Origin of the sequence: Curtobacterium sp. MCBD17_035 (assembly GCF_003234815.2) — a bacterium.
Taxonomy (GTDB): domain Bacteria; phylum Actinomycetota; class Actinomycetes; order Actinomycetales; family Microbacteriaceae; genus Curtobacterium.
This window is the reverse complement of sequence record NZ_CP126279.1, coordinates 2220856-2246977: the sequence shown is the minus strand read 5'-3', so window position 1 is coordinate 2246977 and position 26122 is coordinate 2220856. Positions and strand designations below refer to the sequence as shown.

Below are 26122 nucleotides of genomic sequence, written 5' to 3'. Positions count from 1 at the left end.
ACCGTGGCATCAGGAACGACGTCCACCAGCGTGGACCACACGAGCACGACGACCAGGCCGGTCCGGGTCGCGATCGTCGACGACCACGAGTCCGTCCGGCTCGGCATCCAGGCCGCGTGCCAGGCCGAGGGCTACGAGGTCGTGCTCACCGCCGCGAGCGTCCCGGAGTACGTCGAGGCCCTCGCCGGGCGCGAGGTCGACGTCGTCGTGCTCGACCTGTCCCTCGGCGACGGCTCGACCGTGACCGAGAACGTCAAGCACGTCCAGGGCACGGGGGCCGCCGTCCTCGTGCACAGCATCGCCGACCGCGTCGCGAGCGTCCGAGAGGCCCTCGCCGCCGGTGCCGCCGGGGTCATCCCGAAGTCCTCCGCGACGAAGACCGTCATGGCCGCGGTCGCGACCGTCGCGCGCGGGGACGTCCTCAACAACCTCGAGTGGGCGAGCGCCATCGACGCCGACCGCGACTTCGCCAAGGCCCAGCTCGGGCGTCGCGAACGCGAGATCCTGCACCTGTACGCGTCCGGGCTGCCGCTCAAGCTCGCCGCCCAGCAGCTCGGCATCGGCTACTCCACCGCGCGCGAGTACCTGGACCGCATCCGCGTGAAGTACGTCGAGGTCGGACGCCCGGCCCCGACCAAGGTCGATCTGCTGCGCCGTGCGGTCGAGGACGGCATCCTGCCGGGACTCGACGCGGACGGCGATGGTCGCTGACGCCGCACCGCCGGTCGCGGCGGACCCGAGCCGGAGCATCCGGCCGGCCATCACCGCGACCACCCTCGAGCGGGCCATCGCGGTCATGCTCGCCGCGGCGGCCCTCGGGTTCGGCGCGGTCACCGTCCCGCCGGTGCTCCAGCAGCTCCCGTCGCTCGACCCCGTGTGGGGACTCGTCGTGGCGCTCGTCGTCTGCGCCTCGATCGTGTTCGTCGGGGCGACGGCCGTCGTCCGCCGGCTCGCGCGGACCGCGCAGATCGTCGTCGCGGTCGTGTTCCTCGTCGCGCTCGTCACCTGGCCGTTGACGGTGCCGGGGACCCTCCCGCAGGCGCAGGTGCCCTGGCTCTGGTGGTTGTGCAACGTCGCGACGATCGCAGCCGCCATCGCGTTCCACACGTGGCAGATCGCAGCCGTCTACAACGTCCTCGTGCCCGTCGCCTACGTCGTCGTCCGGATGACCCCATCGGGTGGCGCCGTCTCGCTGCCCCGCGCCGTGCTCGACGGCGTGTACGTCATCTTCCTCGGGGGCGCGGCCCTCGTGCTCATCGTCGTGATCCGCCGTGCTGCCGCCGCCGTCGACGCCGCGCAGGCGACCGCGGTGCAGCGCTACGCCCGTGCCATGCGCGAACACGCCATCGAGCTCGAGCGGGTGCAGGTCGACGCCATCGTGCACGACAGCGTGCTCACCACCCTGCTCTCGGCGGCGCGCGCCGACACCCCCGAGGCGAAGACCCTCGCGGCGACGATGGCGCGGAACGCGATCGCCCACCTCGACGCGGCGGCCGCGCGGGGCGGCCCCGCCGTGGTGCCGCCGGTGCCGTTCTCCGCGGTCCGGTCCCGCGTGGTGGAGACCGTCGGGGCGCTCGCCGCCCCCGTGGACGTCCGCTCCCAGGACGTCGACGACCGCGACCTGCCGGCGTCGGTCGCCGAGGCCCTCGCCGCCGCGACCCTGCAGGCCGCGGTGAACAGCGTGCAACACGCGGGCGACGACGCCGTCCGTCGGTGGGTCACGCTCATCGGGATCGGCGCCGCCGGCGTGCGCATCGAGATCGGCGACGACGGCGCCGGGTTCGATCCGGGGGCCGTGCCGGCCGAGCGGCTCGGCGTGCGTCGGTCCATCATCGAGCGCGTCGGGGTCGCCGGCGGGGAGGCGCAGCTCGTCAGCGCGCCCGGTCGCGGCACCCGCGTCGTGCTCACCTGGGCGCCCGCGGCCGCGCCCGCGTCCGTCCCGGTCGAGGCGGCTCCGTCGCGGGGTGGACGATGAGGGCCTCCCTCCCCGCCGGCGTCGCCACCGCGCTCGCCGCGATCTTCTCGCTGTACCACCTGGTGCTCGCCGTGACGTCCTTGTCCGAGGTCCGGGACGTCCAGCCGGTCATCGCGTGCATGGTCCTCTACGTCGCCGCCACCGCTGCCGCCCTCGTCACGACGGACGGCACGCTCCCGGTGTGGTCGGCCTGCTTCGCGCTCGCCACGTCGGTCGTGATGCCGCTCGTCATCGCGCCGGAGGTCCCCCCGGCCTCGGTCGGCACCGGGTACGCGACCTGGTACGTCGCGGCCGTCGGGACGCTCATGGTCATCCTCGTCGTCCGCCAGCGCACGGCGTTCGCGTGGATCGGCGTCGGGTTCCTCGCGCTCCACTCGGTGCTGTGGGCGGGACCGGGCGGGCTGGCGTCGCTCGGGGTGATCGGGAGTCTGTCCTGGGTGGCCATCGCGTCGGCGTTCGTCGCCGCGATGAACGGTGCGACCCGCGTGCTCCGCGACTTCGTCCGGGCCGAGCAGGAGACCGTCGACTGGCAGGCGGCACAGGACGCCCACGTGCACGAGCGGCAGTTCCGGCTCGAGCAGACGACCCGCATGGCGCTGCCGATGCTCCAGCGGATCATCGCCACCTGCGGGGACCTGTCCGCCGAGGAGCGACTCGAGTCCATCAACCTCGAGGGCGCCATCCGCGACGAGATCCGGGGGCGGAGCCTGCTCTCGGACGAGGTCCGACACGAGGTCATGGCGCTCCGGCGCGCCGGTGCCACCGTCCAGCTCCTCGACGAGGGTGGTCTCGACGAACTCGAGGACGAGGACCGCGCGCGGGTCCACGCGGAGCTGGCGCGGGGCCTCCGGGCTGCCGCGGGTGCCGACACCGTGGTGATCCGCACCGTTCCCGGGGGATCGGACACCGCCGTCACGGTCGTCGGACTCCGCCTGGACGGCGACGCGAGCGAGTCCGCGGCGCTCGGAGCCGGTCTCGACGACGAGGACGGCGACGAGGACGACTCCGTCGTGCTGTGGCTCGAGATCCCACGGCACCTCGACCCGCGCCCGGCCGGCTGAGGGACGGCGTCCCGCGACGCTCACGCGCCTCGTGGAACGACGAAGCGGGCCGGTGGTCCACCAGCCCGCTCGTCGAAGGGAACGAGTCAGAGCGACAACCCGAATGTCGCTCTGACTCGACGGGAGCGACGCCGAACCCGAATCGGTCGTCGCTCGGCGATGTTCCTCGAAGAGGCACATCGAACACTTCGATGATGACACGGCCGCGGTCCCGGGACAGTCGTCATTTCGGGGGACATTCCTGGATGTCGTACCCCGGAATGTCGCGACGTGGCCGCTGCGGTGCCCGGGATCAGCGGAGCGAGCGGGACCAGGTGCCGGCGGCACCCGACGGCATCGTCCGCGGAGAGCGGCTGGCGGCCTCCCACCCGGCGCGGGGGTCGAACGACACCACGGTGCGGCCGCGCGCCGCTGCGGCGTCGGCGGCAGCGCGGAGCACGGCCGTGACGGCCGCGATGTCCTCGGGTGTCGGCGACCCCGCGACCACCGAGAGGTCGATCCCGTCGGCGCTCCCCGGGCCTCCCGGCCGGTCCCACGCGCTCGCGTCGGCGCTCACAGCGGGATGTTCCCGTGCTTCTTGGGCGGGAGGGCCGCACGCTTGCCGCGGAGGGCGCGCAGGGCCTTGACCACGGCGACCCGCGTCGCGTGCGGCTGGATGATCCCGTCGAGCTCGCCGCGCTCGGCGGCCAGGTAGGGGCTCGCCACGTTGTACGTGTACTCGTTGGCGAGCTGCGCCCGGACCGCGGCGACGTCCTCGCCGGCCTCCTCGGCGCGCTTGATGTCGCTCCGGTAGAGGATGTTGACGGCGCCCTGGCCGCCCATCACGGCGATCTCGGCCGTCGGCCACGCCAGGTTGATGTCGGCGCCGAGCTGTTTGGAGCCCATGACAATGTAGGCCCCGCCGTACGCCTTGCGCGTGATGACCGTGACGAGCGGCACCGTGGCCTCGGCGTAGGCGTACAGGAGCTTCGCGCCGCGCCGGATCACGCCCGTCCACTCCTGGTCGGTGCCCGGCAGGTACCCCGGGACGTCCACGAGCGTGAGGATCGGGATGGAGAACGCGTCGCAGAACCGGACGAAGCGGGCCGCCTTCTCGCCGGCGTCGATGTTCAGGGTCCCCGCCATCGCCTGCGGCTGGTTCGCGATCACGCCGACCGTGCGTCCCTCGACACGACCGAACCCGATGACGATGTTCGGTGCGAAGAGCGGCTGGACCTCGAGGAAGTCGCCGTCGTCGACGACGTGGTCGATGACCGTCATGACGTCGTACGGCTGGTTCGTCGAGTCCGGGATGACGACGTCGAGCTCCCGGTCCGCGTCGGTGGTCTCGAGCTCGACCGCGGTGTCGTAGGCCGGGGCGTCGGACAGGTTGTTGTCCGGCAGGAACCCGACCAGCGAGCGGGCGTAGTCGAGTGCGTCCTGTTCGTCCTCGGCGAGGTAGTGCGACACCCCGGACACCGCGTTGTGGGTCTGCGCGCCGCCGAGTTCCTCGAACCCGACGTCCTCGCCGGTGACGGTCTTGATGACGTCCGGTCCGGTGACGAACATGTGGCTCGTCTTGTCGACCATGATCACGAAGTCCGTGAGGGCGGGGGAGTACACCGCGCCCCCCGCGGCCGGACCCATGACGATCGAGATCTGGGGGATGACGCCGGACGCGGCGGTGTTCCGGCGGAAGATCTCGCCGTACTTGCCGAGTGCGACGACGCCCTCTTGGATGCGCGCGCCACCGGAGTCGAGGATCCCGATGATCGGGACACCCGTCTTGAGCGCCAGGTCCATGACCTTGACGATCTTCTCGCCCGCGACCTCGCCGAGTGATCCGCCGAAGACCGTGAAGTCCTGCGCGTACACGGCGACCTGCCGGCCGTGGATCGTGCCCGTACCCGTGACGACCGCGTCGCCGTAGGGGCGCTTGGCGTCCATGCCGAAGGCGGAGGTGCGGTGCCGCACGAACTCGTCGAGCTCGACGAACGAGCCCTCGTCGAGGAGCGCCGCGATGCGCTCGCGGGCGGTCATCTTGCCCTTGGCGTGCTGCTTCGCGATCGCGGCCTCGCCTGCGGCGGTCACGGCCTCGTGGTACCGCACCCGGAGGTCGGCGAGGCGCCCGGCGGTGGTCGACAGGTCCGGCGCGTCCACGCCGTTGGGGGACTCGGGGGTGCTCACCCGATCACCCTACCGGCCGGTCGAGCGCCGTCCGTTGGAGGGTCCCCACGGTTCCTGGGGGTCGGAGTGCACGGTGTCATGCAACCGGTGGACGTGCTCCCGGCGGGGGCGCGACCCGTACATTGGCTCGCATGTCGTTCGAACGATCCCGTGCCGCCGGGGTGCCGCTCACGGTCGTCGCGTCGACGGGGTCGACGAACGCGGATCTCCTCGCCACCGCCCCGGCGACCGAGCACCTCGCCGCGCTGGCCACACTCGACCAGACGGCCGGGCGCGGGCGGCTCGACCGCGTGTGGACGGCGCCGCCCGGCCGCACGCTCGCGGTCAGCGTGCTCGTCCGTGCGGACCTCGACCCGGTGGCGCGGGGCTGGCTGCCGCTCGTGGCCGGCGTGGCGATGCGGGACGCGGTCGCGCCGCTCGTCACGGCGGCCGCGGTCGCCGTGAAGTGGCCGAACGACGTGCTCGTCGACGACCGGAAGCTGTGCGGGATCCTCGCCCAGGTCGCTGCGGACGGGTCCGTCGTCGTGGGCGTGGGCGTGAACCTCACCCTGACCGAGGACGACCTGCCCACACCCGTCGCGACGTCGCTCGCGCTCGCCGGTGCGTGTGGGGGCGCCGACGACCTCGCCGACGTCGTGCTGGCCGGCTTCTGGACGCGGTTCCGGGAGGCCGTGTCCGGTCTGTCCGCTGACCTGCCCGCCGTGCGCGCCCGGGTCCGTGCGGCGTGCGGAACCATCGGACGCGAGGTGCGCGTCGAGCTCCCGGACGGGTCCGTGCTCGAGGGGACCGCGAGGGACCTCGACGACGAGGGGCGTCTGGTCGTCGAGGGGCCCGGCACTGCGTCCACGCCGGGAGCAGGCCGTGCATCCGGTGCCGTCACGGCGATCGCCGTGGGCGATGTGACGCACCTGCGGTATGCATGACGCCATGCCCGACGAGGACGGACCCAGCGAGCGCGTCGTCGCCCGGATCCGGCCCTCCGGGCGCCAGTTGGTCCGGCCCGTCGTCGCGCTCCTCGTCGCGGCCGCGGGCTACGGCTACGGTCACGGCGTGTTCCACGCGCAGTGGGCGTGGGTCGACCTCGTCGTGTCGGTGGCGGCGCTCGTGGTGCTCGTGCTCGGGGCGCTCGTGCCGTTCCTCCGCTGGTTGTCGACGCGGTTCGTCGTCACCACGCACCGACTCGTCGCGCACGAGGGGGTCCTCATGCGGCACCGCACCGAGGTGGTGCTGACGCCAGCGCTCGTCGTGTCCGTGCACCGCTCGATCGGGCAGCGGCTCTGCGGATCCGGGGACGTGGTCGTGCAGGGGGCGTCGGACCGTCCGGTGCTGTTCTGGGACGTGCCGGGTGTCGCGCTCGTGGCGGCCGCCGTGCAGGAGCTCGCCGGCCGTGCCGCACCGCCGCCCGCCGCGCACGGCACCGGTCCGACGTGGGAGGAGATCCTCCGCGGCCCCGGGCCCGACGACGTCGGACCGGGAGGCGTTCGGTCGTGACGCGCCGGTGATCCGGGGTCCGGGCCCACGGGGAGACCGGGGGTGGGGCGCCGGGTGAGGCCCCGGTGCGTCCGGCCGCTCGGCGTCGGCACGCTCCGGTAAGTTCGTCGGGTGCGCATCTCAGTGATCGGCTGTGGGTACCTCGGTGCCGTCCACGCCGTCTCCATGGCCAAGCTCGGACACGAGGTCGTCGGCGTCGACGTCGATCCCGTCAAGATCGCGGCGCTGTCCCGCGGTGAGGCACCGTTCTTCGAGCCGGGACTCCCCGAGATCCTCAGCGAGGCCCTCGCGACCGGCCGCATCCGGTTCACGACGGAGATCGCGGACGTCGCGGGGTCCGAGGTGCACTTCCTCGCCGTGGGGACCCCGCAGGGTGCCGACGGCGCGGCCGACCTCCGGTACGTCGACGCGGCGGTGGCCGCACTGCTGCCGCACGTCGGTGCCGGACAGCTCGTCGTCGGCAAGTCGACCGTGCCCGTCGGCACGGCGGCGCGCCTGGCGGACGACCTCGCCGCGGCCGAACCCGACGCGACGCTCGTCTGGAACCCCGAGTTCCTGCGCGAGGGCTTCGCCGTGCAGGACACGATCAGCCCGGACCGGATCGTGTACGGCGTGCCGGACGGGGTCGAGGGTGAGCGCGCGGTCGAGGTGCTCGACGACGTCTACGCCGCGGCCCTCGCCGCGGGGACGCCCCGACTCGTGGTCGACCGCGCGACGGCCGAACTCGTGAAGGTGAGCGCGAACGCGTTCCTCGCGACGAAGATCTCGTTCATCAACGCGATGGCCGAGATCGCCGAGGTCACCGGCGCCGACGTCACCGCCCTCGCCGACGCCATCGGGCTCGACGCCCGCATCGGCCGGCGGTTCCTCAACGCGGGCCTCGGGTTCGGGGGCGGGTGCCTGCCGAAGGACATCCGTGCCTTCCGTGCCCGGTCGATCGAACTCGGCCTGCCGCACACGCTCGACTTCCTCGAGGACGTCGACGCCGTCAACCTGCGGCGTCGCGACCGCCTCGTGGACGTCGCGACGGAGCTCCTCGGCGGTGACGTCCAGGGCCGCCGCGTCGCGGTGCTCGGTCTGGCGTTCAAGCCCGACTCGGACGACGTGCGCGACTCCCCGGCGCTCGACATCGCGGCACGACTGCGGACGGCGGGGGCCGTGGTCGTGGCCTACGACCCCGAGGCCGTCCACACCTCGCAGCGCGTCCATCCCGAACTCACCTACGCCGAGAGCGCCGCGGAGGCCCTCGGCGGTGCCGACGTCGTCCTCGTGCTGACCGAGTGGCAGGAGTTCCGGGACCTCGAGCCGGCCGCGGTCGGTGCCCTCGTGGCTGCCAAGGCGATCGTCGACGGCCGCAACTGCCTCGATCCGCAGGCCTGGCGGCAGGCGGGGTTCACGTACCGCGGCATGGGGCGCTGACCGGAGTCCGACGCTCCACCGGCCGCCCGGTCCGCGGCCGCCCGTCCGTCAGGCCGTCGAGACGACGCTGCCGGTCGTCGCGTCGACGACGACCGTGTGGGTGGTGCCGTCGGCACTGACGAGCACGGTCCACCGGTGCGACGATCCGGCGGCGCCGAGGCGGAGGGACGTCACCCTGCCGCCGTTGACCGCGGCGGTCGCCGTCGTGGCGGCGTGGGCGACGTCGACGTGTGCCGCCGTCGCCGCGGCGGCGTCCGCGGCCTGCGTCGCGGCGTCCACCTGCTTCGGGAAGGGGCCGCTGATCACCCGTTCCGTCGTCCCCGAGACGACCGACTGCGTCTCGGCCCCGCCGGTCCCCACGACGAGCACGGTCCACCCGTCGGCACCGGACTTCGAGAACGCGATGACGGTGCCACCACCGGCGGCCGTGACGCCCTGCGCGGCGATCCCGGCGACGTCGACCGGCGCTGTCGTCCCGGTGCCGGCCCCGCCCGAGGATGACGACCCGCCGGAGCCGGACCCGCCGGCACCCGCGGTCGCTCCCGGGTCGGCTGACGCCGGTCCCGATGGCGCGCCGCTGCTGATCGGGGCAGCACCCGCCGTCGCACCCGTCGCGGTGGTGGCGTCGCCGGTCGGGTGGGGCGTCGCGCTCGCGCCGTGCGCGGTCCGTGTCGGTGTCGGTTCGCCGCCGCCGCTGCACCCCGTGAGGGCGAGGGCCACGCCGACCCCGAGTGACACGACGACGGGCAGCGGGACGAGACCGCCCCGACGGCGAGAACCTGGCATGGACCCGATCCTGGCAGGTGGGCCCCCGCCCCACCCCGCAACGGCCGGGAGGGTCGTGGAACGCGCCGACGACGGCTCGCGGTCAGGGCGTTGTGTCGGCTGCGACCGCGGGGACGCTGCGGTCCTGCGTGTCCAGGGTGCGGTCCGGGTGGTACACCCACACCTTGTACAGCCAGAACCGGAAGGCCGTACCGAGCACGAGGCCGATCACGTTCGACGAGATGTTGTCCGCGAGCGCGGAGTGGTAGCCGAGGACGTAGTGCGAGATCCAGAGGCACCCGAGGGAGATGAGCATGCCGCCGAGTGACACGACGACGAACTCGATGCCCTCACGCACGGCCACGGAACGGCGCTGGTGTCGGAACGTCCAGTAGCGGTTCCCGACCCAGTTCACGAGGATCGCCACCGTGGTCGAGATGAGCTTGGCGAAGAAGGGACCGGCGTGCACGTGCTCGGGGGCGAGGACGGTGAGGCGGAGGAGGTTGAACAGGCCGGTGTCGACCACGAACCCGACTGCTCCGACGATGCCGAAGCGCGCGAGCTGTGCGAAGAGACGCCGCACGGGCCCTCCCGGTTCCGTAGAGTTGTGGCCGGCGGATGCGAGAACGGCCGCCGCGAGTATAGATGACGGGCTGGGATCGGTCCCGGTCGTCGTGGAGGGAACACACGGACATGGCGTTGCGCGTCGGCGTGATCGGTGGCGGACAGCTGGCCCGGATGATGGTGCCCCCGGCCGTGGAACTCGGCCTCGACATCCGGGTGCTCGCGGAGCAGCCGGGCATGGCGGCCTCGATCGCCGCGACGGCCACGGGTGACTACCACGACGCCGCGACCGTGCTCGCCTTCGCGCGCGAGGTCGACGTCGTGACGTTCGACCACGAGCACGTGCCCCAGGACGTGCTGGCCGCCCTCGTCGACGCCGGCGTGGCCGTGCGTCCCGGCCCCGCCGCCCTCGCCGTGGCGCAGGACAAGATCGTCATGCGCACACGGCTGTCGTCGCTCGGGTTGCCCGTGCCGGACTGGGCCGCCGTGCACGACGCGGCCGAACTCGGCGCCTTCCTCGACGCACACGGCGGCCGCGCGGTCGTCAAGACCGCCCGTGGCGGGTACGACGGCAAGGGCGTCCGCGTCGTGACGGCGTCCGACCAGGCCGACGACTGGTTCACCGCCCTGGCCGAGACCGCCTCGGGTGACGCGTTGCTCGTCGAGGAGCTCGTCGGCTTCACGCGGGAGTTGGCGCAGTCCGTGGCGCGGCGTCCCTCGGGCGAGGTCGTCCCGTGGCCCCTCGTCGAGACCGTCCAGCGCAACGGCGTGTGCGCCGAGGTCATCGCGCCGGCGCCGGGCAGCGCGGGGCGGATCGCGGACACGACCGAGGACATCGCCGTCCGCATCGCCGAGGAGCTCGACGTCACGGGCGTGCTCGCGGTCGAGCTGTTCGAGACCGACGATGAGCGGATCCTCATCAACGAACTCGCGATGCGGCCGCACAACACCGGGCACTGGTCCATCGACGGTGCCACGACGAGCCAGTTCGAGCAGCACCTCCGCGCGGTCCTCGACCTGCCGCTCGGAGCGCCGGGCATGCACGCGCCCATCGCGGCCATGGTGAACGTGCTCGGCGGCCCGGCCGACGGCGACCTCGCGTCGCGCTACCCCGCCGCACTCGCCGAGTTCCCCGAGGCGAAGTACCACTTCTACGGCAAGGCGCCGCGGCCCGGGCGGAAGATCGGCCACGTCACGGTCACGGGCGACGACGTCGACGACGTCGTGTTCCGTGCCCGGGCGGCCGCAGCGCACTTCGACGACTGACGGGCGGCCGCGCGACGGCCCGGCGCCGTCCCTCCCGACCGGCGCCGTCCCTCCCGACCGGCGCCGTCCCTCCCGACCGGCGCCGTCCCCCGATGGGGGATCCCCCGGACTGGGCGGTGCACAGGGGTGACCACTGCTGTTGTCATGGACAACAGCCAGTCACGTGTGCTCCCGACGCACGTTCCACCCCGTGCGTCCCCGACGCACGACCGCGCCCACCACGCCGTCAGGAACGTCCATGCTCCGCTCTCTCTGCGCCGCGACCGCCGGGATCGTCGCGGCCGCCGCCGCGGTCGTCTCGATCGCCGTCGTGCCCGTGTCCGCGGCGTCCGCCGCGTCGGGCACACCCCTCACCGCCGCCACGGTCCACAGCGCCGCGTCGAGCGGCGTCTTCGCCGGCGGACCGTACCGCGAGCCCACGAGCCAGGCGGCCCAGGCGGCCAGCAGCCTCGCGGCGGCGGGCGACAGCAGCGGGGCCGCGGCCGCCCGCGCCATCGCGCAGTACCCGGTCGCGATCTGGCTGGGCGAGTGGTACTCGGACGCGCAGCTCGTCGACCTCCTCACCTCGACGGAGGCCGCGGCGGCCGGGGCGGGCGCGAGGCCGTCTACGTCACCTACGCGATCCCGAACCGCGACTGCGGCGGCTACTCGTCCGGCGGCATGACCGCGACGCAGTACACGCGGTGGGTGGACCTCATCGCATCGACCCTGCGGGGGAAGCGAGCGGCCGTGATGGTCGAGCCGGACTCCCTCGCGATGCTGAGCAGCTGCCCCGACGAGGCGACGAGCCGGTACGCGCTCCTGTCGCACGAGGTCAGCGCCTTCACCGCCGCGGGGGTCCCGGCGTACCTCGACGGGGGGAACTCGAACTGGGTCCCCCCGGCCACCATGGCGCAGCGCCTCCGTTCCGCGGGTGTCGCCGATGCGCGCGGCTTCTTCAGCAACGTCGCGAACTACTACCCGACCGCGCAGGAGCAGGCCTACGACCAGCAGGTCTCCGCGGCGACGGGCGGCGCCCACTACGTCATCGACACGTCACGCAACGGGCAGGGCTGGCGGGGCACCTGGTGCAACGGGCCCGGAGCCGGACTCGGCGCGGCCCCGCGCGTCGTCGACGACGGCACGGCGCTCGACGCCCTCCTGTGGGTGAAGACCCCCGGCGCGAGCGACGGTTCCTGTGGCGGTGCGCCCGCCGCGGGGGAGTGGTACCCGAGCTACGCCCGGGCCCTCGTCGCGAACGCCGTGCTGGACCCGAACGGCACCGTGAGCGCGAGCTCCGGCAACGGCGGCACGACCGCGCCCGCGGGATCCGCCCCGAAGGGGTCGTTCGACCGCGCCACCGCGGTCACCGCCGGTGTCACCGTCCAGGGATGGGCGTTCGATCCCGACGCGACCCGAACGCCCCTGTCCGTCCGGATCACCATCGACGGCGCGGCGACCACGATCACCGCGAACGTCACCCGGCCGGACGTCGCGCGCGCCTACGGCGTCACGGCCGCGCACGGGTTCTCCGCCACCGTCCCGGCGACGAGCGGGAAGCACGCGGTCTGCGCGAGCGCGGCCGGGGTCGCGGGCGGCGGCGACAGCAGCCTCGGATGCAGGACCGTGACCGTCCCGTCCGTCAGCCCGAAGGGGTCCTTCGACTCGGCGACCGGCGCGGCCGGTGGCATCCGGGTGGCCGGATGGGCGTTCGACGGCGACCAGACCGGGACCGCCCTCACCGTCCGGGCCGCCATCGGGTCGACGACGACCACGTTCACGGCCGACACGACGCGGAAGGACGTCGCGCGGGTGTACGGGGCGGGGGCGTCCCACGGCTTCGCGGCACTCGTCCCCGCGGCGGCCGGGTCGCGGAGGGTCTGCCTGACGGCGGTGAGCGTCGGCGGTGGCGCCGACACGAGTCTCGGGTGCAAGACCGTCACGGTGCCGAACACGAGCCGGTAGGCCCACCGACCGCGGTGGCCGGTGTGCCGGCGCGGCCATCTCGACGCGCGGACGGACGGACGAACGGACGGACGGATCGCGGCCGGGTGGCCCGTCCCGCGCCGGTAACATCGACCCGTGACCGACACCACCGCACCGTCGTCCCCGCTCGTCGCGATCGTCATGGGATCCGACTCGGACTGGCCGACGATGCGCGCGGCCGCCGAGATCCTGACCGAGCTCGGCATCCCGTTCGAGGCGGACGTCGTCTCCGCCCACCGCACGCCCGACAAGATGATGCGGTTCGGTCGGGAGGCCGCCGGTCGCGGCATCCAGGTCGTCATCGCCGGCGCGGGTGGTGCGGCGCACCTCCCCGGCATGCTCGCCGCCGTGACGACGCTGCCCGTCATCGGCGTCCCCGTGCAGCTCGCGCGGCTCGACGGCCTCGACTCACTGCTGTCGATCGTGCAGATGCCCGCGGGAGTACCCGTGGCGACCGTCTCGATCAACGGCGCGGCCAACGCGGGGCTCCTCGCGGCCCGCATCATCGGCTCCGCCGACGCCGCCGTCTCGGCGCGTCTGGCCGACTACGCCGCGGGACTCGAGGACCTCGTCGAGCAGAAGGCGGCAGCGCTCCGCGCGCAGCTCTGAGGGGTGCCGGGCCGACCACGGCGTCCCGGGCGACGCGGCGAGTCCGGTGACGGGCCTCCCGCGCGTGCCGCTCAGAGGTCGGCGTGCAGGTGCCAGACCTCGGCGGCCGAGTCGCGCCAATCGAACATGCGCGCGCGGTCGGGACCGGCGACCCGGAGCTGCGCGGCGAGCGCCTGGTCGCCGACGACCTGGAAGATCGCGTGGGCGAGCCGTTCCGGGTACGTCTCGATGGGGTTCGTGTCGACCACGACCGCGGCGTCCGCGGCGACCTCGCGCACGGCCGGCGCGTCCGAGTGGATGACCGGCGTGCCGAGGCTCATCGCCTCGATCACGGGCAGGCCGAAGCCCTCGGCCAGGCTCGGGAACACGAACACCGACGCGCGGGCGTAGACGACCGCGAGGTCGGCGTCCTCGATCCGTCCGAGGACCTTGACGCGGTCCGGGGCGAGGCCCGCGGCGGCGGCCGTGCCGGCCACGTCGACGTCGCCCCAGCCGTCCGGACCGCTGATGACGAGCGGGAGGTCGGCGGGAGCATCGGGGCGCGCCATCGCCGCGATGAGGTGCCCGAGGCCCTTGCGCGGTTCGAGCGTCCCCACCGCGAGCACGTACCGTTCCGGGAGGCCCAGGCGCTCGGCCCGCACGTCGGCGTCGACCGGGACCCGGAGTCGCCCGCTCGGCGCTCCACCGATCACGCGGAGGCGGTCCTCGAACCGGTGGATCTCGTTGAGCTCGGCCGCGACCGCGTGCGTGGGCACCACGACGGCGTCCGCGTACTTGTACGCGCGCTTCACCATCGCCTTGTGGAAGTGGACACCGCGGGGCGTCAGGGTCTCGGGGTGGGTCCACGGCACGACGTCGTGCACCGTGACGACCGTCTGCCGGCCCGGCTCCAGACCACGGTCGTGCTTGACCAACGGGGCGAGCACGCTCGGCGCGTGCACCATCCCGCGGCTGGCGCCGTGGGCGAACCCGCCCTGCCAGGCGAGCGAGAGCTCGCGGCGGGGCAGCGACAGGCGCTCGAGGTCCGCCAGGCCCGGCAGGAGCGTCCGGATGTGCGCCAGGTCCCCGGCGTCGACGGCCGACACGATGCCCTCGACGTCGCAGCCCGCCGGTGCGGTGGCGATGAGTTCCCGCGTCAGTTCCTCGGCGTACCGCCCGATCCCGCCCGGCACCGGGGCCACGATCTGGTCGACGATCACGCGGAGGGTGGTCATGGGGCTGTTCGGTCTCCTGGAGTTCGCCGACGACGCGTCGGACCCGGTCTCGCTCGGCCCGCGGACGTCCCCGGCAGGCCGCACGAACCTATCAGTGCTGCCCTGGAGTTCCGCGAGAGCCGAGCGCGCCGAGGTCGTCCCGCTCGGTCGGGACCGCGACGGGCGGCACGGGACGGTGCCGCCGGTTCAGCACGAACACGGCCGCGAACACGACGTCGACGACCGTGAGCAGCACCCGGGACATCACCGCGACGCTCACCGCGGTCCCGCTGGCGAGCGGCACGCCCGCCACGAGCAGCGCGGTGAGCGTGGCCTCCCGCCCGCCGAGCCCGGCCGGCAGGAAGAACACGACGAAGCCGACGAGCCACGCGAGCGCGTAGCCGCCGATCACGAGCAGGAACACGCCGGGGCGGAGGTGCGCGAGCGGCGACAGGACGAGGGCGATGTGCGTGCCGAACAGCCCCCAGGCGAGCGCCGCCCACCCGAACGCGCGGGCCAGGGTCGGGTAGGGGATCGTGAGCTGACCGAGCTCCCGACGCGTCACCCGTGAGGCCAGGCGCATGCCGAAGCCGAGCACGGACGGGTGGAGTGCGGCGACGACGATGGGCACGAGCAGGAGCACGAACCAGTAGGTCCGGAAGGCGCCGGGGGCGACGAACGGGATCGTGACGGCCGCCACGCAGACGCCGGCACCGCAACTGACGAGCAGGGTCAGCATGCCGACGGCGACGCTCTTGGCCGCGGGCACCTTGTGCTCGCGGCCGAGGTCCGCCTGCGCGACGATCGGCCACACCGAGCCCGGGATGTACTTGCCGATCTGCGACAGGAAGAACACGCGCTGCGCGGCACCGAGCGGGAGGCGGTGCCCCGCGCCGGCCAGGAGGCTCCGCCAGGACAGGAACGTCACCCACGTCGCGGCGAACCCGAGCAGGAGTGCGAGCGCGAGCGGAGCCGGACGCTGCCGCGCGAAGGCGGCGGCGATGTCGTCCGCGCGCGGCACGAGGAACGCCACGCACAGCGCCAGTGCGAGCACGAGGGCGACGACGCGGATGACGGTCCGGCGGCTGCGTCGCGGGGCGGGCGGCGTCTCGGGGCTCGTGGTCATGATCACCTAGGGTAGTTCGCGGCCGATGACGCATCGGCCCGGGCAGGGAGGACACGAGGCCACGTGCGCATTCTCGCATTCGGGACGTACCAGGCGGCGAACCACCCGCGCGTCACGGTCCTCGTCGAGGGCCTCCGTGCCCGAGGCCACCGGGTCGTCGAGGCGAACGTGCCGCTCGGCCTGAGCACCCGGGACCGCGTGGCCATGCTCGGGTCGCGGACCGGGGCGGTCCGGATGGCCGTGCGGCTGCTGTCGTCGTGGAGCCGGCTCGCCGTCCGGGCACTGCGGGTCCGCGCCGCCGGTCGTCCCGACGCACTGCTCGTCGGGTACATGGGGCACTTCGACGTCTGGTTGGCGCGAGCGCTGTTCCCCCGGACCACCATCGTGCTCGACCACCTGATCTTCGCCGCGGACACGGCGGCCGACCGCGGCGTCGGCGGTGGCGTCGTCCAGCGCGCCCTCCGGTGGCTCGACCGCGCCGCCCTCACCATCGCCGACGTCATCGTCCTCGACACCGAGGAACACCGGGACCTCGTGCCGGCCGCGCTGCGGTCGAAGGCGGTCGTCGTGCCCGTCGGCGCGCCCTCGGAGTGGTCCGCGGTCGAGCCCGCGCCCGAGCCGGGGGACGGACCCGTCCGCGTCGTGTTCTTCGGACTGTTCACGCCCCTCCAAGGGGCCGCGGTGATCGGGCACGCGCTCGCGGGCCTCCCCGAGGGGCTCGTCGAGGTCTCCATGATCGGGTCCGGTCAGGACCTCGACGCCACGCGCGCGGCCGTCGGCGACCGACCCGACGTCACCTGGACGCCCTGGGTGGAGGCCGCCGATCTGCCGTCCGTGGTCGCCGCGCACCACGTCGGTCTCGGCGTGTTCGGGACGACCGACAAGGCGCTCCGGGTGGTGCCGAACAAGGTGTACCAGTGCGCCGCTGCGGGCACCGCGATCGTGACGAGCGACACCGCCCCGCAGCGACGGATGCTCGGGCAGGACGCGCTGTTCGTGCCGCCGGGGGACGCGGCCGCGCTCGGGGCCGCGCTGCGCGAACTCGCCCAGGACCGTGACCGGTTGGCGGCGCTGCGCAGAGCTGCACGGAGCCGTGCGGACGCCTTCCGACCGGCCGCGGTGGTCGCCCCGCTCGAGGAGCGGCTCGCTCGGCGCTGAACGCGGTCGGCGCAGGGCGCGATGGCCCAGGGCGCGACGGCCCAGGGCGGCGCCGGGCGCGACGGCGCCGAGCCGCGACGGCGCCCGGCGACCCTCAGGCCGTCAGGACCCCCGCGGCAGCGGCGGCGTGCAGGGCGTCCCGCCAGTCGCGCATCGGCGCGATCCCGGCCGCCGCCCAGCCGTCGTGCCCGAGCACGCTGTAGGCGGGCCGCGGTGCCGGACGGACGAACGCACTGCTGTCCGTCGGGAGCACGCGCTCCGGGTCGAGGCCGGCCTCGACGAAGATCGCCTTCGTGAACTCGAACCACGAGGCCTGTCCGCTGTTCGTGCCGTGGTAGACCCCGGCGGGAGCGTCGGCGTCGACGAGCGCGACGATCTGCCGTGCGAGGTCGCCCGTCCACGTGGGCTGGCCGACCTGGTCGGTGACGACGCTCACCGTGTCGTGTGACGCCGCGAGCCGGAGCATCGTCTTGGCGAAGTTCGGGCCGCCGGCGCCGTAGAGCCACGCGCCCCGGACGATGTACGACGAGTGCGGGGCGACGGAGCGGACGAACGCCTCGCCCTCGGCCTTCGTGCGACCGTAGGCGCTCACCGGGTGGGTCGGCGTGTCCTCGGCGTAGGGCGTCGTCGCTGTGCCGTCGAACACGTAGTCCGTCGACACGTGGACGAGCCGGGCACCGGACTGGACCGCGGCCCGGGCGAGCATCTCGGCGCCCTGGGCGTTGACGCGCCGCGCCGTGGCCTCGTCGGTCTCGGCGTCGTCGACCTTCGTGTACGCCGCCGCGTTGATGACGACGTCGTGGCCCTCGACCGCGGCACCGACGGCGCTGCCGTCGCTGATGTCGAGTTCGGCACGCGTCAGCGCGGTCACCGCCCGCCCGAGGAGCGCCTGCTGGATGTCCTGGCCGAGCATGCCGCCGGCGCCGGTGATGAGGTACCGGGTCATGCGAGCGCCGCACGCTCCTTGAGCGGCTCCCACCACGCGCGGTTGTCGCGGTACCACTGCACGACGTCGGCGAGGCCCTGCTCGAACGGCACGAGGGGCTCGTAGCCGAGCTCGGCCTGGATCTTCGAGATGTCGACGGAGTAGCGGAGGTCGTGCCCGAGCCGGTCGGCCACGCGGTCGACGTACGACCAGTCCTTGCCCGTGGCGTCGAGCAGCAGCTGGGTCAGCTCCTTGTTCGTGAGCTCCGTGCCGCCGCCGATGTTGTAGATCTCGCCCGCGCGACCCCGGGTCAGGACCATGGCGATGCCGCGCGTGTGGTCGTCGACGTGCAGCCAGTCGCGGATGTTGTTGCCCTCGCCGTACAGCGGGACGTGCTGGTCGTCGATGAGGTTCGTGACGAACAGCGGGATGACCTTCTCGGGGAAGTGGTACGGGCCGTAGTTGTTCGAGCACCGTGTGATCGACAGGTCGAGCCCGTGGGTGCGGTGGTAGCTGCGCGCGAGCAGGTCGCTGCCGGCCTTCGACGCGGAGTACGGGGAGTTGGGCTCGAGCGGCCGGTCCTCGGTCCACGACCCCTCGGCGATCGAGCCGTAGACCTCGTCGGTGGAGACGTGCACGAAGCGCTGGGTGCGGTGCCGCAGGGCCGCGTCGAGGAGGCGCTGGGTGCCGACGACGTTCGTCTCGACGAAGACGCCGGAGTCCCGCACGGAACGGTCCACGTGCGACTCGGCGGCGAAGTGCACGATCGCGTCGATGCCGGGGACGACCTCGTCGAGCTTGGCCGCGTCGGTGATGTCGCCGTGCACGAAGGTGTAGCGCGGGGAGTCGGCGACCGGGGCGAGGTTCTGCTCGTTGCCGGAGTAGGTCAGCGCGTCGTAGACGACGACCTCGGCGCCCTCGAGGCCCGGGTAGGCGTCCTCGAGCGTGCGTCGGACGAAGTTGGAGCCGATGAACCCGGCTCCACCGGTGACGAGGATCTTCACGGACTGTTCCTAACGGTCTGGCGGAGGGTCGCCGAGGATTCTAGCGGGACGCCGCGGGGGCTCGTCGGAGCGACGGGCGGTCCGGTCCCGCGCCGACGGGGGTCGTTCCGACGTCGCTCCCGCGGCCGGCCGATCGCCACACCGCGACGACCGTCGCGCTCCCGGCGACGGCCAGGAGGCACACGGCCGCGAGCAGGACCGGCGCACCGAGCGGGGTGGTCGCGGCGAGGTGGGCGAGGCCGGCGCGGGTGACACGGAGCGCCGCGCCCTCGTCGAAGCCGCGGTAGGCGACGGACAGTCCGTAGACCGCCATGACGGGCGCCCCGACCGCGACGACCCGACCGGCGACGGGCCACCAGCGCGTCGGGAGCAGACGGAGTCCGCCGACGGCGGCGACGAGCAGGAGCGCGGCGAGCGCCACGAAGAAGTACCGCCCCTGCGCCCCGGTGATCCGGTGCAGCCGACCGTACGACTGCCAGTTGTTCGCGAGGAGGAGGAGCAGGGACACCGCCGGGAACGTCACGAGCGCGAGCACGGGTCCACGCCACCGTGACCGGAGCACGACCGCGGCGGCCACGGCGACGAGCCCGACGACGGTCAACGCCACCACCACGACGGGGTCGATCGGGTACGAGAGGAGTCCGAACCGACCCCAGAACGACGTCGTGAGCGCGGACCACTCGCTCGACAGGAAGAACCCCGGGTCGCGCTGCTGGCCCGGGGCCCACGGCGACGCCGTCCAGGTGCCGGCGAGCCCGTTCGGCTGGACGGTGCCGTAGCGCACGACGTTGCGGACCCACCACCAGCCCCCGAGCGCGGCGCCGATCGCGAGGGCCACCGCCGCACGTCCCAGCCGTACGCGGAGACGAGCCGTGGTGGCCACGACGAAGGCGAGGCCGACGAGCGGGACGGCGGGGAACCCGGTCGCCTTCGTGGCCACCAGGACGCCGAGGGCGGCGCCGAGTGCGACCGTGGTGCGCCACCGGAGGTCGCCGGTGGCCACTTGGACCGCCAGCCAGGTCACGACCGCGCCGAGCAGGATCACGAGCGCGTCGTTCGTGACCGAGGAACCGATCTGGGCCAGTTGCGGCACGGCCGCCAGGGCCGCAGCCGCGACGACGCCGAACCGCCGGGACCGCGTGAGGCGACGGCCGGCAGCCCAGACGAGCATGGGCAGCGGCGCGACGAGTGCGACGTCGAGGAGGCGGAGGACGACGATCACGTGGTCCCACCGCAGGTCCTCGAACCCGACCATGCGGAGCACGACGGCCGCCAGGGCGTAGGCGGTCGGTGGATGCTGGGTCATCTGGTCCGCCCCGGCGCTCGCACCGGGGGCGGCACGGACGAGTTCGGCCCAGGTGCCCCGGTCGGCCGGCGCGGTCGTCGCGACCTCGGCGCGGGCCGCGAGGAGCGCGTTCGACACCCGCAGTGCGCCCGGCGCCGGCCAGCCCTCGCCCGTGGCGATCGCCACGACGGCACCGGTGTGCGGCAGTTCGTCGGGCGCCTGGAAGAGCGGCGTGAGGAGCGCCCAGACGACGAGCAGGAGGGTGAACGCCGCGGTGATCGAGCCGATCGTCCAGCGCTCCGTGCGGGTGACTGGCATCCGGACCTCCATCGTCGGCGAGCTTACCGATCGGCTACCGCCCCGCCCACCCGCCGACCCGCGCCGCGCCGCTCCCCGGCGAGGGCGCGAATCCGGTGCCTTGCTACGCTCTCGGGGTGCAGATCCGCGAACTGAAGATCCCCGACAGCTACGAGATCACGCCGAAGCAGTTCGGGGACGACCGTGGCGTGTTCCTCGAGTGGTACCGCTTCGACCGCCTGGCCGAGGCCACCGGCCGTTCGATCGACCTCAAGCAGGCGAACACGTCCGTGTCGAAGCGCGGCACCGTCCGCGGCATCCACTTCGCGGACATCCCGCCGAGCCAGGCCAAGTACGTGACGGCGACGCACGGCGCGGTCCTCGACTTCGTCATCGACATCCGGGTCGGCTCGCCGACGTACGGCGAGTGGGACTCCGTGCTCCTCGATGACGAGGACCGGCGGGCGATCTTCCTGTCCGAGGGGCTCGGGCACTGCTTCGTGGCACTGACGGAGGGCGCCACGGTGTCCTACCTCGTCACGGACGTCTACCAGCCCACGCGCGAGCACGGCATCAGCCCGGTCGACCCGGCCATCGGGCTCGCGTTCCCGGAGGAGGCGGGCGAGCTGCTGCTGTCCCCGAAGGACACCGAGGCGCCGACGCTCGCCGAGGCCGAGGCACAGGGGCTGCTGCCGCAGTGGGCGGACGCCCGGTCGTTCTACGACTCGCTGAAGGGGGCCTGATCGCGATGAGGGGCATCATCCTCGCCGGCGGTTCCGGCACGCGGCTGTGGCCCATCACCAAGGGCATCTCGAAGCAGCTCATGCCGATCTACGACAAGCCGATGGTCTACTACCCGCTGTCGACGCTCATGATGGCCGGGATCCGCGAGGTCCTCGTGATCACGACGCCGGAGTACAACGACCAGTTCCGTGCGCTCCTGGGCGACGGCTCCGCGCTCGGCATGACGATCGAGTACGCGGTCCAGCCCTCGCCCGACGGCCTCGCGCAGGCGTTCGTCATCGGCGAGGACTTCATCGGGGACGACAGCGTCGCGCTCGTCCTCGGCGACAACATCTTCCACGGGGTCGGCCTCGGCACGAACCTCCGCAAGAACACCCACATCGACGGCGCGACGATCTTCGCGTACCACGTCTCCGACCCCAAGGCCTACGGCGTGGTCGAGTTCGACGACGGCTTCCGCGCGATCTCGATCGAGGAGAAGCCCGCCGAGCCGAAGTCGAACTACGCCGTGCCGGGGCTGTACTTCTACGACCACCGCGTCGTCGAGATCGCCAAGACGATCGAGCCGAGTGCCCGCGGTGAGCTCGAGATCTCGACGGTCAACGAGCGGTACCTCGAGGCCGGTGCGCTCAACGTCCAGGTGCTCGACCGCGGCACCGCATGGCTCGACACCGGCACCTTCGAGTCGATGATGCAGGCGTCGGAGTACGTGCGCGTGATCGAGGACCGGCAGGGCCACAAGATCGGCTGCATCGAGGAGATCGCCTGGCGGAACGGTTGGATCGACGACGCCGCGCTCGCCGCGCTCGCCGCACCGCTCGCGAAGAGCGGGTACGGCGTGTACCTGCAGCGCCTCCTCGACGCCTGACGCGCGTCCCGTCGCGCGGCACCCCGGCACCCCGACGCCCCGGACCTCCGCCAGGAGCCGGGGCGTCGTCGCGTCCCGCGCTCCGTCAGTCGACGTCCGGGAGGCGGTCGGTCGCGGTCGCGGGGACCGTGGCGGTGACCGACGGGACCGGGGTGGGCGGGGCCTCCCGGCCGGTCGTGTCCCGACCGGACCCGAGCCCGCACCAGCGCCACGCGAGCACCACCGCGACGACGACCGCGACCGCCATGAGGACGCCGACCACGGCGAGGGTGTGCGACCCGAGCGGCGTCGTGTACGCGAGGTGCGCGAGCCCGGGACGCGTGATCCCGAGGTTCGTCTGCTCGTACTCGCCGCGGTAGGCGACGCTCAAGCCGTACGCACCGACGGCCGGGGCCGCGACGACGAGGACCCGGGCGGCCCGGCGACGGAGCACCGGCCGGACCACGAGCGCGGACCAGGCGACCGCACTCATCGCGATCGCCGCGACGAGTGCGACGAACAGGAACCGCCCCTGGGTGCCGCCGATCTGGTGCAGGCCACCGTAGGACCGCCAGTCGTACGCGACGACGGCGAGGAGCACGGACGCAGGCAGCGCGCCGAGTGCGACGACGGCACCGCGCTGCGGGAACCGGCGGGTGAACGACCACGCGATCGCGAGCAGCGCCACGAGCGACAGGAGGTCGGTGACGATCGGGGTCATCGGGAACTGGAAGCCGCCGAACTCGCCCCAGAACGATCGCGTCAGTCCGTCCCACTGCTGGTCGACGAACAGCCCCGGGTTCCGCGTCGAGCCGGGCGGCCACGGCGTGACCGGGGTGAGACCGGCGAGACCGTTCGGCAGCGGGGTGTGGAAGGCGACGAGGCAGTGCACCCACCACCAGGAGCCGAGCACCACGCCGATCGCGAGCGCCACCCCGGCGCGGGACAGCCGTGCCCGCCAGGGGAGGGCGCGTGCGGCGAGCACGACGACGGCGACGAACAGGACCGCCGGGAGGCCCGTGGCCTTCACCGACGCCAGCACGGCGAACGTCAGCCCGAGCGCGAGTGTCGTCCACCAGCGCCGGTCACCGGTGAGGATCCGGACGCCGAACCACGTCAGCAGGCCGCCCAGGAGGAACACGGGGGCCTCGTTCGTGACGGAGGAACCGATCTGCGCGAGCTGGGGCACCGCGAACAGCGCGAACGGCGCGACCGCTGCCAGTCGCGGCGCCCGCGTGAGCCGCCGGACCGTCGCCCAGACCAGGACCGGCAGCGGCGCGACGAGGAGGGCGTCGACCAGGCGGAGCACGACGACGGCGACGTCCCACCGGAGGTCGTGGAGGTGGAGGATCCGGAGGACGACCGCCGCGGCCAGGTAGTAGGTGGGCGGGTGCTGCGACATCTGGTCCACGAGCACCGATTCGCCAGGGTGCGCCGCGAGGAGGGCACCGACGGTGGGCCGCTGGAGGGGCGGGGTCGACGCGGCGGAGTCGACCGCGGCACGCGTCGCGTTGAGGTAGTGCAGCTGCCCGGGGGCGTCCCAGTGGCCGCCGAGCGCGAGGTGCAGCACGGCGTCGACGTGGGCGGCCTCGTCCGGGGCCTGGAACATCGGGGTGACGAGCGCCCACACGACGAGCAGGAGCGCGAACGCCAGCGTGACCACCGCGACCACCACGACCTCGCGCCGGGTCACCCGGGGGCGGGGCACGACCACCGCGGTGGCCGGGAGGCGCTCGGCGGCGGTCATACCGGGACCTCCTCGCTCCGCGCCGCGCGCGTCCGCGCCGCCGCGGCTGCGGGGATCGCCCACCACGTGGTGACGGCCGCCACGACGAGGGCGACGCCGAGGAGCACGGTGAGCACCGTCACGCCGGCGCCGCCGACGGGACTCACGCTCGCGAGCCGGTGGAGGCCGTCCTGCGTGACGAGGAACTGGTTCTTCTCCCAGAAGCCGCGGTACCCGACGGTGACGCCGTACGCGGCCACGAGCACGGCCGTCACCAGGGCCACCCGGCCGAACCGGGCGCGACCTGCGGGCGTCAGGACGGCGCGTCGCCACGCGAGCGCGCTCAACGCCACCAGGGCCACGATGCCCGGGAAGAAGTACCGGCCCTGCACGCCGCCGATGAACTGCGTGCGGTCGTAGCTCTGCCAGTTGTTGAGCAGCTGGGTCGCGACGAGGAACGCGGGGAACACCGCGAGCGCGATCGCCGAGCGGAGCGCGGGGCCGCGCCGGAACCCCCACACGACGATCCCGCCGATCCCGACGATCGTGAGCAGGTCCGTCAGCACCGGGGTCATCGGGAACTGAGCGCGTCCGAAGTCACCCCAGAACGTCGGTCCGAGGCCCGTCCACTCGCTGTTGAAGAACTGGCCGAAGTTCGGCGTCGCCCCGCCGGTCCAGGGCTCGTCCGGACGGAGGGCGATGAGTCCGTTCGGCTGGAGCGCGTGGTACACGACGATGTTGTGGAGCCACCACCAGCCGCCGAGCACCCCGGCGACGGCGAGCGCGACGAGCGCCCGGACCGCGCGCACCACGGGACGGAGGACACCGACCCCGGACCAGAACGCGGCGACGGCGACGAACGGGATCGCGGGCAGACCCGTCGCCTTCGACGCGACCGTGAGTCCGAGCGCGACCGACAGCGCCAGGAGCGTGCGGCGTCGGACGTCGCCCGTCACGACCCGGACCCCGAGCCACGTGACGAGCGCACCGGCGAGCATGACGAGCGGGTCGTTGCTCGCGGAGGCACCGATCTGTGCGACCTGTGGCACCGCGAGGACGGCTGCCCCGCCGACGAGCGCCGCGGCGGGTGAGCCCGTCAGCCGTCGGGTCGTCGCCCACGCCAGCAGGGGGAGTGCGAGCACGAGGAGGGCGTCGAACAGCCGCAGGGTGAGCACGACGAGGTCGTACCGGAGGTGCTCGTAGTGCACGAGGTGCAGGACACCGGCCGCGAGCACGTAGTACGTCGGCGGGTGCTGCGTCATCTGGTTCACGCCGGTCTCGTGCGTGTACCGGCGTTCCAGCGCGCCCCACGTCGGGCCCTGGTCGGTCGGGACGTGTCCCACGAGCGCCTGCGCCTGGACCGTCGCGCCCTCGTAGCGGAGATGCCCGGGTGCCGCCCAGCCGTCGCCGCGCGCCACGTGCACCACGGCGTCCACGTGCGCGGCCTCGTCCGGCGTGTGGAACAGCGGGGTCAGGACCGCCCACAGCGCGAGTACCAGCCCGAACGCGACCGTCAGCGCGACGACGGCGATGCGCTCGCGACGGGTGATCGGAGGGGCGTCAATCGCCATACCGGGCGAGCTTCTGGAGGTCGAGTGTCTCCTCTTGCAACGTCCGGTTCAGGCGTGTCAGGTCGGCGACCACGCCGATCACGATCGAGAGCAGGGCCGTGATGACGAGGACGACGCCGAGGATGAGCGACTGCAGGTGGTTGCCCCCGCCGTCCACCGCCAGCAGGACGAGGTACCGGACGAACGGGATGAGCCCGCACACGGCGAGCAGCACGCTGATCCAGGCGAACAGGGCCATGGGTCGGTACATCAGGTAGACCCGGGCGATCGCGGACCCCGACTGGAACATGTGCTGCCAGATGTTGCTGAAGAGGCGGGACTCGCGGGTCTTCGGGTTCGTGGTGATCGGCACGCTGGCGATCGCGAGGCGCTTGTACCCGGCCTGGACGATGGTCTCCATGCAGTAGCTGAAGCGCGTCACGATGTTCAGCCGGATGAGCGAGTACTTGGAGTACGCGCGGAAGCCGCTCGCGGCGTCGGGGAGGTCGAGGCCGGCCGCGCGGCTGGCGACCCAGCTGCCGAACTGCTGCATGCTCTTCTTGAAGGCCGAGAAGTGCTCGATGGTGCGGGTCTGCCGGTCACCGATGACGATGTCGGCCTCGCGCCGGAGGATGGGCTGCACCAGCTCGGTGATCATGGCCTGCGGGTACTGGTTGTCGCCGTCGGTGTTCACGACGATGTCGGCGCCGTGCAGGAGCGCGTAGTCGACGCCGTCCCGGAAGGACCGCGCGAGACCCATGTTCGTCGTGTGGTGCACGAAGTGCTTGACGCCGTGTTCGCGCGCGACCTCGACGGTGCGATCGGAGCAGCCGTCGTCGATCACGAGCAGCTCGACCTCGTCGATGCCGGGGATCTCGCGGGGGATCGAATCGATCACGGACGCGATCGTGGCCTCTTCGTTGAGGGCGGGGATCTGCACGAACAGTTTCAAAATTCGGAACACCTCGGGCTCTGGACAGCGCTGT

25 protein-coding genes are annotated in these 26122 nt (G+C 73.2%); 13 read left to right on the top strand and 12 right to left on the bottom strand.

Features of this window, described 5'->3' with window-relative positions:
• The first annotated feature begins 30 nt into the window (after positions 1-30).
• From DEI93_RS10570 to DEI93_RS10560, 3 genes are read left to right on the top strand one after another with little or no spacing between them, the layout of a single operon-like run.
• Positions 31-711, top strand: a complete 681-nt coding sequence (locus DEI93_RS10570) for a response regulator transcription factor (RefSeq protein ID WP_258368518.1) — start codon at positions 31-33, stop codon at positions 709-711.
• Positions 701-1975: a sensor histidine kinase gene (locus tag DEI93_RS10565; RefSeq protein WP_111119266.1), complete on the top strand. Its 1275-nt coding sequence runs from the start codon at positions 701-703 to the stop codon at positions 1973-1975. The genes DEI93_RS10570 and DEI93_RS10565 overlap by 11 nt, the downstream gene beginning before the upstream one ends.
• Positions 1972-3036, top strand: a complete 1065-nt coding sequence (locus DEI93_RS10560; RefSeq protein ID WP_111009524.1) for a DUF8320 family protein — start codon at positions 1972-1974, stop codon at positions 3034-3036. The genes DEI93_RS10565 and DEI93_RS10560 overlap by 4 nt, the downstream gene beginning before the upstream one ends.
• 292 nt (positions 3037-3328) lie before the next feature.
• Here the strand turns inward: DEI93_RS10560 and DEI93_RS10555 are convergent, their stop codons facing one another.
• Together DEI93_RS10555 and DEI93_RS10550 are read right to left on the bottom strand one after the other, a co-directional pair.
• Positions 3329-3592 carry an acyl-CoA carboxylase epsilon subunit gene (locus tag DEI93_RS10555; protein ID WP_111119267.1) on the bottom strand — a complete coding sequence of 88 codons (264 nt, stop codon included), beginning with the start codon at positions 3590-3592 and terminating at the stop codon, positions 3329-3331.
• Complete coding sequence (locus tag DEI93_RS10550; protein ID WP_181434842.1) at positions 3589-5202, bottom strand: acyl-CoA carboxylase subunit beta; 1614 nt, start codon at positions 5200-5202, stop codon at positions 3589-3591. The genes DEI93_RS10555 and DEI93_RS10550 overlap by 4 nt, the downstream gene beginning before the upstream one ends.
• Positions 5203-5333: 131 nt before the next feature.
• Between DEI93_RS10550 and DEI93_RS10545 the strand changes: the two genes are divergently transcribed.
• From DEI93_RS10545 to DEI93_RS10535, 3 genes are all read left to right on the top strand, one after another.
• Positions 5334-6125 (top strand): biotin--[acetyl-CoA-carboxylase] ligase, encoded by a 792-nt coding sequence (locus tag DEI93_RS10545; protein WP_111119268.1) that lies wholly within the window; start codon positions 5334-5336, stop codon positions 6123-6125.
• Positions 6126-6129: 4 nt separating this feature from the next.
• Positions 6130-6693 (top strand): PH domain-containing protein, encoded by a 564-nt coding sequence (locus DEI93_RS10540; protein WP_146244020.1) that lies wholly within the window; start codon positions 6130-6132, stop codon positions 6691-6693.
• A gap of 111 nt (positions 6694-6804) precedes the next feature.
• Positions 6805-8112 carry a UDP-glucose dehydrogenase family protein gene (locus tag DEI93_RS10535; RefSeq protein ID WP_111009528.1) on the top strand — a complete coding sequence of 436 codons (1308 nt, stop codon included), beginning with the start codon at positions 6805-6807 and terminating at the stop codon, positions 8110-8112.
• A gap of 48 nt (positions 8113-8160) precedes the next feature.
• Here DEI93_RS10535 and DEI93_RS10530 read toward each other — a convergent pair whose 3' ends face one another.
• Positions 8161-8898 carry a hypothetical protein gene (locus DEI93_RS10530; RefSeq protein ID WP_111119269.1) on the bottom strand — a complete coding sequence of 246 codons (738 nt, stop codon included), beginning with the start codon at positions 8896-8898 and terminating at the stop codon, positions 8161-8163.
• Between the two features lie 82 nt (positions 8899-8980).
• Entirely contained in the window at positions 8981-9460 is a 480-nt protein-coding gene (locus tag DEI93_RS10525; protein WP_111009529.1) for a GtrA family protein, read from the bottom strand.
• A 62-nt stretch (positions 9461-9522) separates the two neighbouring features.
• Between DEI93_RS10525 and DEI93_RS10520 the strand changes: the two genes are divergently transcribed.
• The 4 genes from DEI93_RS10520 to purE all read left to right on the top strand — a co-directional run bounded on the left by DEI93_RS10520 (position 9523) and on the right by purE (position 13281).
• Positions 9523-10707, top strand: a complete 1185-nt coding sequence (locus tag DEI93_RS10520; RefSeq protein WP_258372175.1) for a 5-(carboxyamino)imidazole ribonucleotide synthase — start codon at positions 9523-9525, stop codon at positions 10705-10707.
• A gap of 238 nt (positions 10708-10945) precedes the next feature.
• Positions 10946-11371: a hypothetical protein gene (locus tag DEI93_RS10515; RefSeq protein WP_258372176.1), complete on the top strand. Its 426-nt coding sequence runs from the start codon at positions 10946-10948 to the stop codon at positions 11369-11371.
• Positions 11329-12651 (top strand): glycoside hydrolase family 6 protein, encoded by a 1323-nt coding sequence (locus DEI93_RS10510; protein ID WP_258372183.1) that lies wholly within the window; start codon positions 11329-11331, stop codon positions 12649-12651. Before DEI93_RS10515 ends, DEI93_RS10510 begins: the two co-directional genes overlap by 43 nt.
• Before the next feature lie 162 nt (positions 12652-12813).
• Entirely contained in the window at positions 12814-13281 is a 468-nt protein-coding gene (gene purE, locus DEI93_RS10505) for a 5-(carboxyamino)imidazole ribonucleotide mutase (protein ID WP_111009629.1), read from the top strand.
• A 71-nt stretch (positions 13282-13352) separates the two neighbouring features.
• On the opposite strand, the gene DEI93_RS10500 is transcribed toward purE, so the two are convergent.
• Together DEI93_RS10500 and DEI93_RS10495 are read right to left on the bottom strand one after the other, a co-directional pair.
• Positions 13353-14495 carry a glycosyltransferase family 4 protein gene (locus DEI93_RS10500; protein ID WP_111009531.1) on the bottom strand — a complete coding sequence of 381 codons (1143 nt, stop codon included), beginning with the start codon at positions 14493-14495 and terminating at the stop codon, positions 13353-13355.
• Between the two features lie 91 nt (positions 14496-14586).
• Positions 14587-15600, bottom strand: coding sequence for a lysylphosphatidylglycerol synthase transmembrane domain-containing protein (locus DEI93_RS10495; RefSeq protein ID WP_146242879.1), 1014 nt, complete (start codon positions 15598-15600; stop codon positions 14587-14589).
• 63 nt (positions 15601-15663) lie between these two features.
• Here DEI93_RS10495 and DEI93_RS10490 point away from each other — a divergent pair, with 63 nt between their 5' ends.
• The gene (locus DEI93_RS10490) at positions 15664-16758 is read left to right on the top strand and encodes a glycosyltransferase (protein WP_258372177.1); all 1095 of its coding nucleotides are present in this window, start codon (positions 15664-15666) and stop codon (positions 16756-16758) included.
• Between the two features lie 94 nt (positions 16759-16852).
• Here DEI93_RS10490 and rfbD read toward each other — a convergent pair whose 3' ends face one another.
• From rfbD to DEI93_RS10475, 3 genes are read right to left on the bottom strand one after another with little or no spacing between them, the layout of a single operon-like run.
• Positions 16853-17704 (bottom strand): dTDP-4-dehydrorhamnose reductase, encoded by an 852-nt coding sequence (gene rfbD / locus DEI93_RS10485; protein ID WP_111119272.1) that lies wholly within the window; start codon positions 17702-17704, stop codon positions 16853-16855.
• Entirely contained in the window at positions 17701-18687 is a 987-nt protein-coding gene (gene rfbB / locus DEI93_RS10480) for a dTDP-glucose 4,6-dehydratase (protein WP_111009534.1), read from the bottom strand. Before rfbB ends, rfbD begins: the two co-directional genes overlap by 4 nt.
• Before the next feature lie 40 nt (positions 18688-18727).
• Complete coding sequence (locus DEI93_RS10475) at positions 18728-20290, bottom strand: DUF2142 domain-containing protein (RefSeq protein WP_181435980.1); 1563 nt, start codon at positions 20288-20290, stop codon at positions 18728-18730.
• A gap of 116 nt (positions 20291-20406) precedes the next feature.
• Between DEI93_RS10475 and DEI93_RS10470 the strand changes: the two genes are divergently transcribed.
• Both DEI93_RS10470 and rfbA read left to right on the top strand, forming a co-directional pair.
• Complete coding sequence (locus tag DEI93_RS10470) at positions 20407-21012, top strand: dTDP-4-dehydrorhamnose 3,5-epimerase family protein (RefSeq protein WP_111009536.1); 606 nt, start codon at positions 20407-20409, stop codon at positions 21010-21012.
• A gap of 5 nt (positions 21013-21017) precedes the next feature.
• Complete coding sequence (rfbA, locus tag DEI93_RS10465; RefSeq protein WP_111119274.1) at positions 21018-21881, top strand: glucose-1-phosphate thymidylyltransferase RfbA; 864 nt, start codon at positions 21018-21020, stop codon at positions 21879-21881.
• 85 nt (positions 21882-21966) lie between these two features.
• On the opposite strand, the gene DEI93_RS10460 is transcribed toward rfbA, so the two are convergent.
• The 3 genes from DEI93_RS10460 to DEI93_RS10450 are packed head-to-tail and all read right to left on the bottom strand — an operon-like array spanning position 21967 to position 26076.
• Positions 21967-23607, bottom strand: coding sequence for a DUF2142 domain-containing protein (locus tag DEI93_RS10460; RefSeq protein ID WP_111119275.1), 1641 nt, complete (start codon positions 23605-23607; stop codon positions 21967-21969).
• A complete protein-coding gene (locus DEI93_RS10455; protein WP_111119276.1) occupies positions 23604-25157 on the bottom strand; it encodes a DUF2142 domain-containing protein in 1554 nt (517 codons plus the stop codon). The genes DEI93_RS10460 and DEI93_RS10455 overlap by 4 nt, the downstream gene beginning before the upstream one ends.
• Positions 25147-26076: a glycosyltransferase family 2 protein gene (locus tag DEI93_RS10450; RefSeq protein ID WP_375334619.1), complete on the bottom strand. Its 930-nt coding sequence runs from the start codon at positions 26074-26076 to the stop codon at positions 25147-25149. Before DEI93_RS10450 ends, DEI93_RS10455 begins: the two co-directional genes overlap by 11 nt.
• Between the last annotated feature and the right edge of the window lie 46 nt (positions 26077-26122).

Bases quoted from the DNA above. Each gene is read 5' to 3' on its own strand.
- DEI93_RS10495 (WP_146242879.1), bottom strand. From the start codon at position 15,600: ATGACCACGAGCCCCGAGACGCCGCCCGCCCCGCGACGCAGCCGCCGG.
- DEI93_RS10540 (WP_146244020.1), top strand. From the start codon at position 6,130: ATGCCCGACGAGGACGGACCCAGCGAGCGCGTCGTCGCCCGGATCCGG.
- DEI93_RS10515 (WP_258372176.1), top strand. From the start codon at position 10,946: ATGCTCCGCTCTCTCTGCGCCGCGACCGCCGGGATCGTCGCGGCCGCC.
- rfbA (WP_111119274.1), top strand. From the start codon at position 21,018: ATGAGGGGCATCATCCTCGCCGGCGGTTCCGGCACGCGGCTGTGGCCC.
- DEI93_RS10500 (WP_111009531.1), bottom strand. From the start codon at position 14,495: ATGACCACCCTCCGCGTGATCGTCGACCAGATCGTGGCCCCGGTGCCG.
- DEI93_RS10475 (WP_181435980.1), bottom strand. From the start codon at position 20,290: ATGCCAGTCACCCGCACGGAGCGCTGGACGATCGGCTCGATCACCGCG.
- DEI93_RS10565 (WP_111119266.1), top strand. From the start codon at position 701: ATGGTCGCTGACGCCGCACCGCCGGTCGCGGCGGACCCGAGCCGGAGC.
- purE (WP_111009629.1), top strand. From the start codon at position 12,814: ATGGGATCCGACTCGGACTGGCCGACGATGCGCGCGGCCGCCGAGATC.
- rfbD (WP_111119272.1), bottom strand. From the start codon at position 17,704: ATGACCCGGTACCTCATCACCGGCGCCGGCGGCATGCTCGGCCAGGAC.
- DEI93_RS10520 (WP_258372175.1), top strand. From the start codon at position 9,523: ATGACGGGCTGGGATCGGTCCCGGTCGTCGTGGAGGGAACACACGGAC.
- DEI93_RS10560 (WP_111009524.1), top strand. From the start codon at position 1,972: ATGAGGGCCTCCCTCCCCGCCGGCGTCGCCACCGCGCTCGCCGCGATC.
- DEI93_RS10530 (WP_111119269.1), bottom strand. From the start codon at position 8,898: ATGCCAGGTTCTCGCCGTCGGGGCGGTCTCGTCCCGCTGCCCGTCGTC.
- DEI93_RS10460 (WP_111119275.1), bottom strand. From the start codon at position 23,607: ATGACCGCCGCCGAGCGCCTCCCGGCCACCGCGGTGGTCGTGCCCCGC.
- DEI93_RS10545 (WP_111119268.1), top strand. From the start codon at position 5,334: ATGTCGTTCGAACGATCCCGTGCCGCCGGGGTGCCGCTCACGGTCGTC.
- DEI93_RS10455 (WP_111119276.1), bottom strand. From the start codon at position 25,157: ATGGCGATTGACGCCCCTCCGATCACCCGTCGCGAGCGCATCGCCGTC.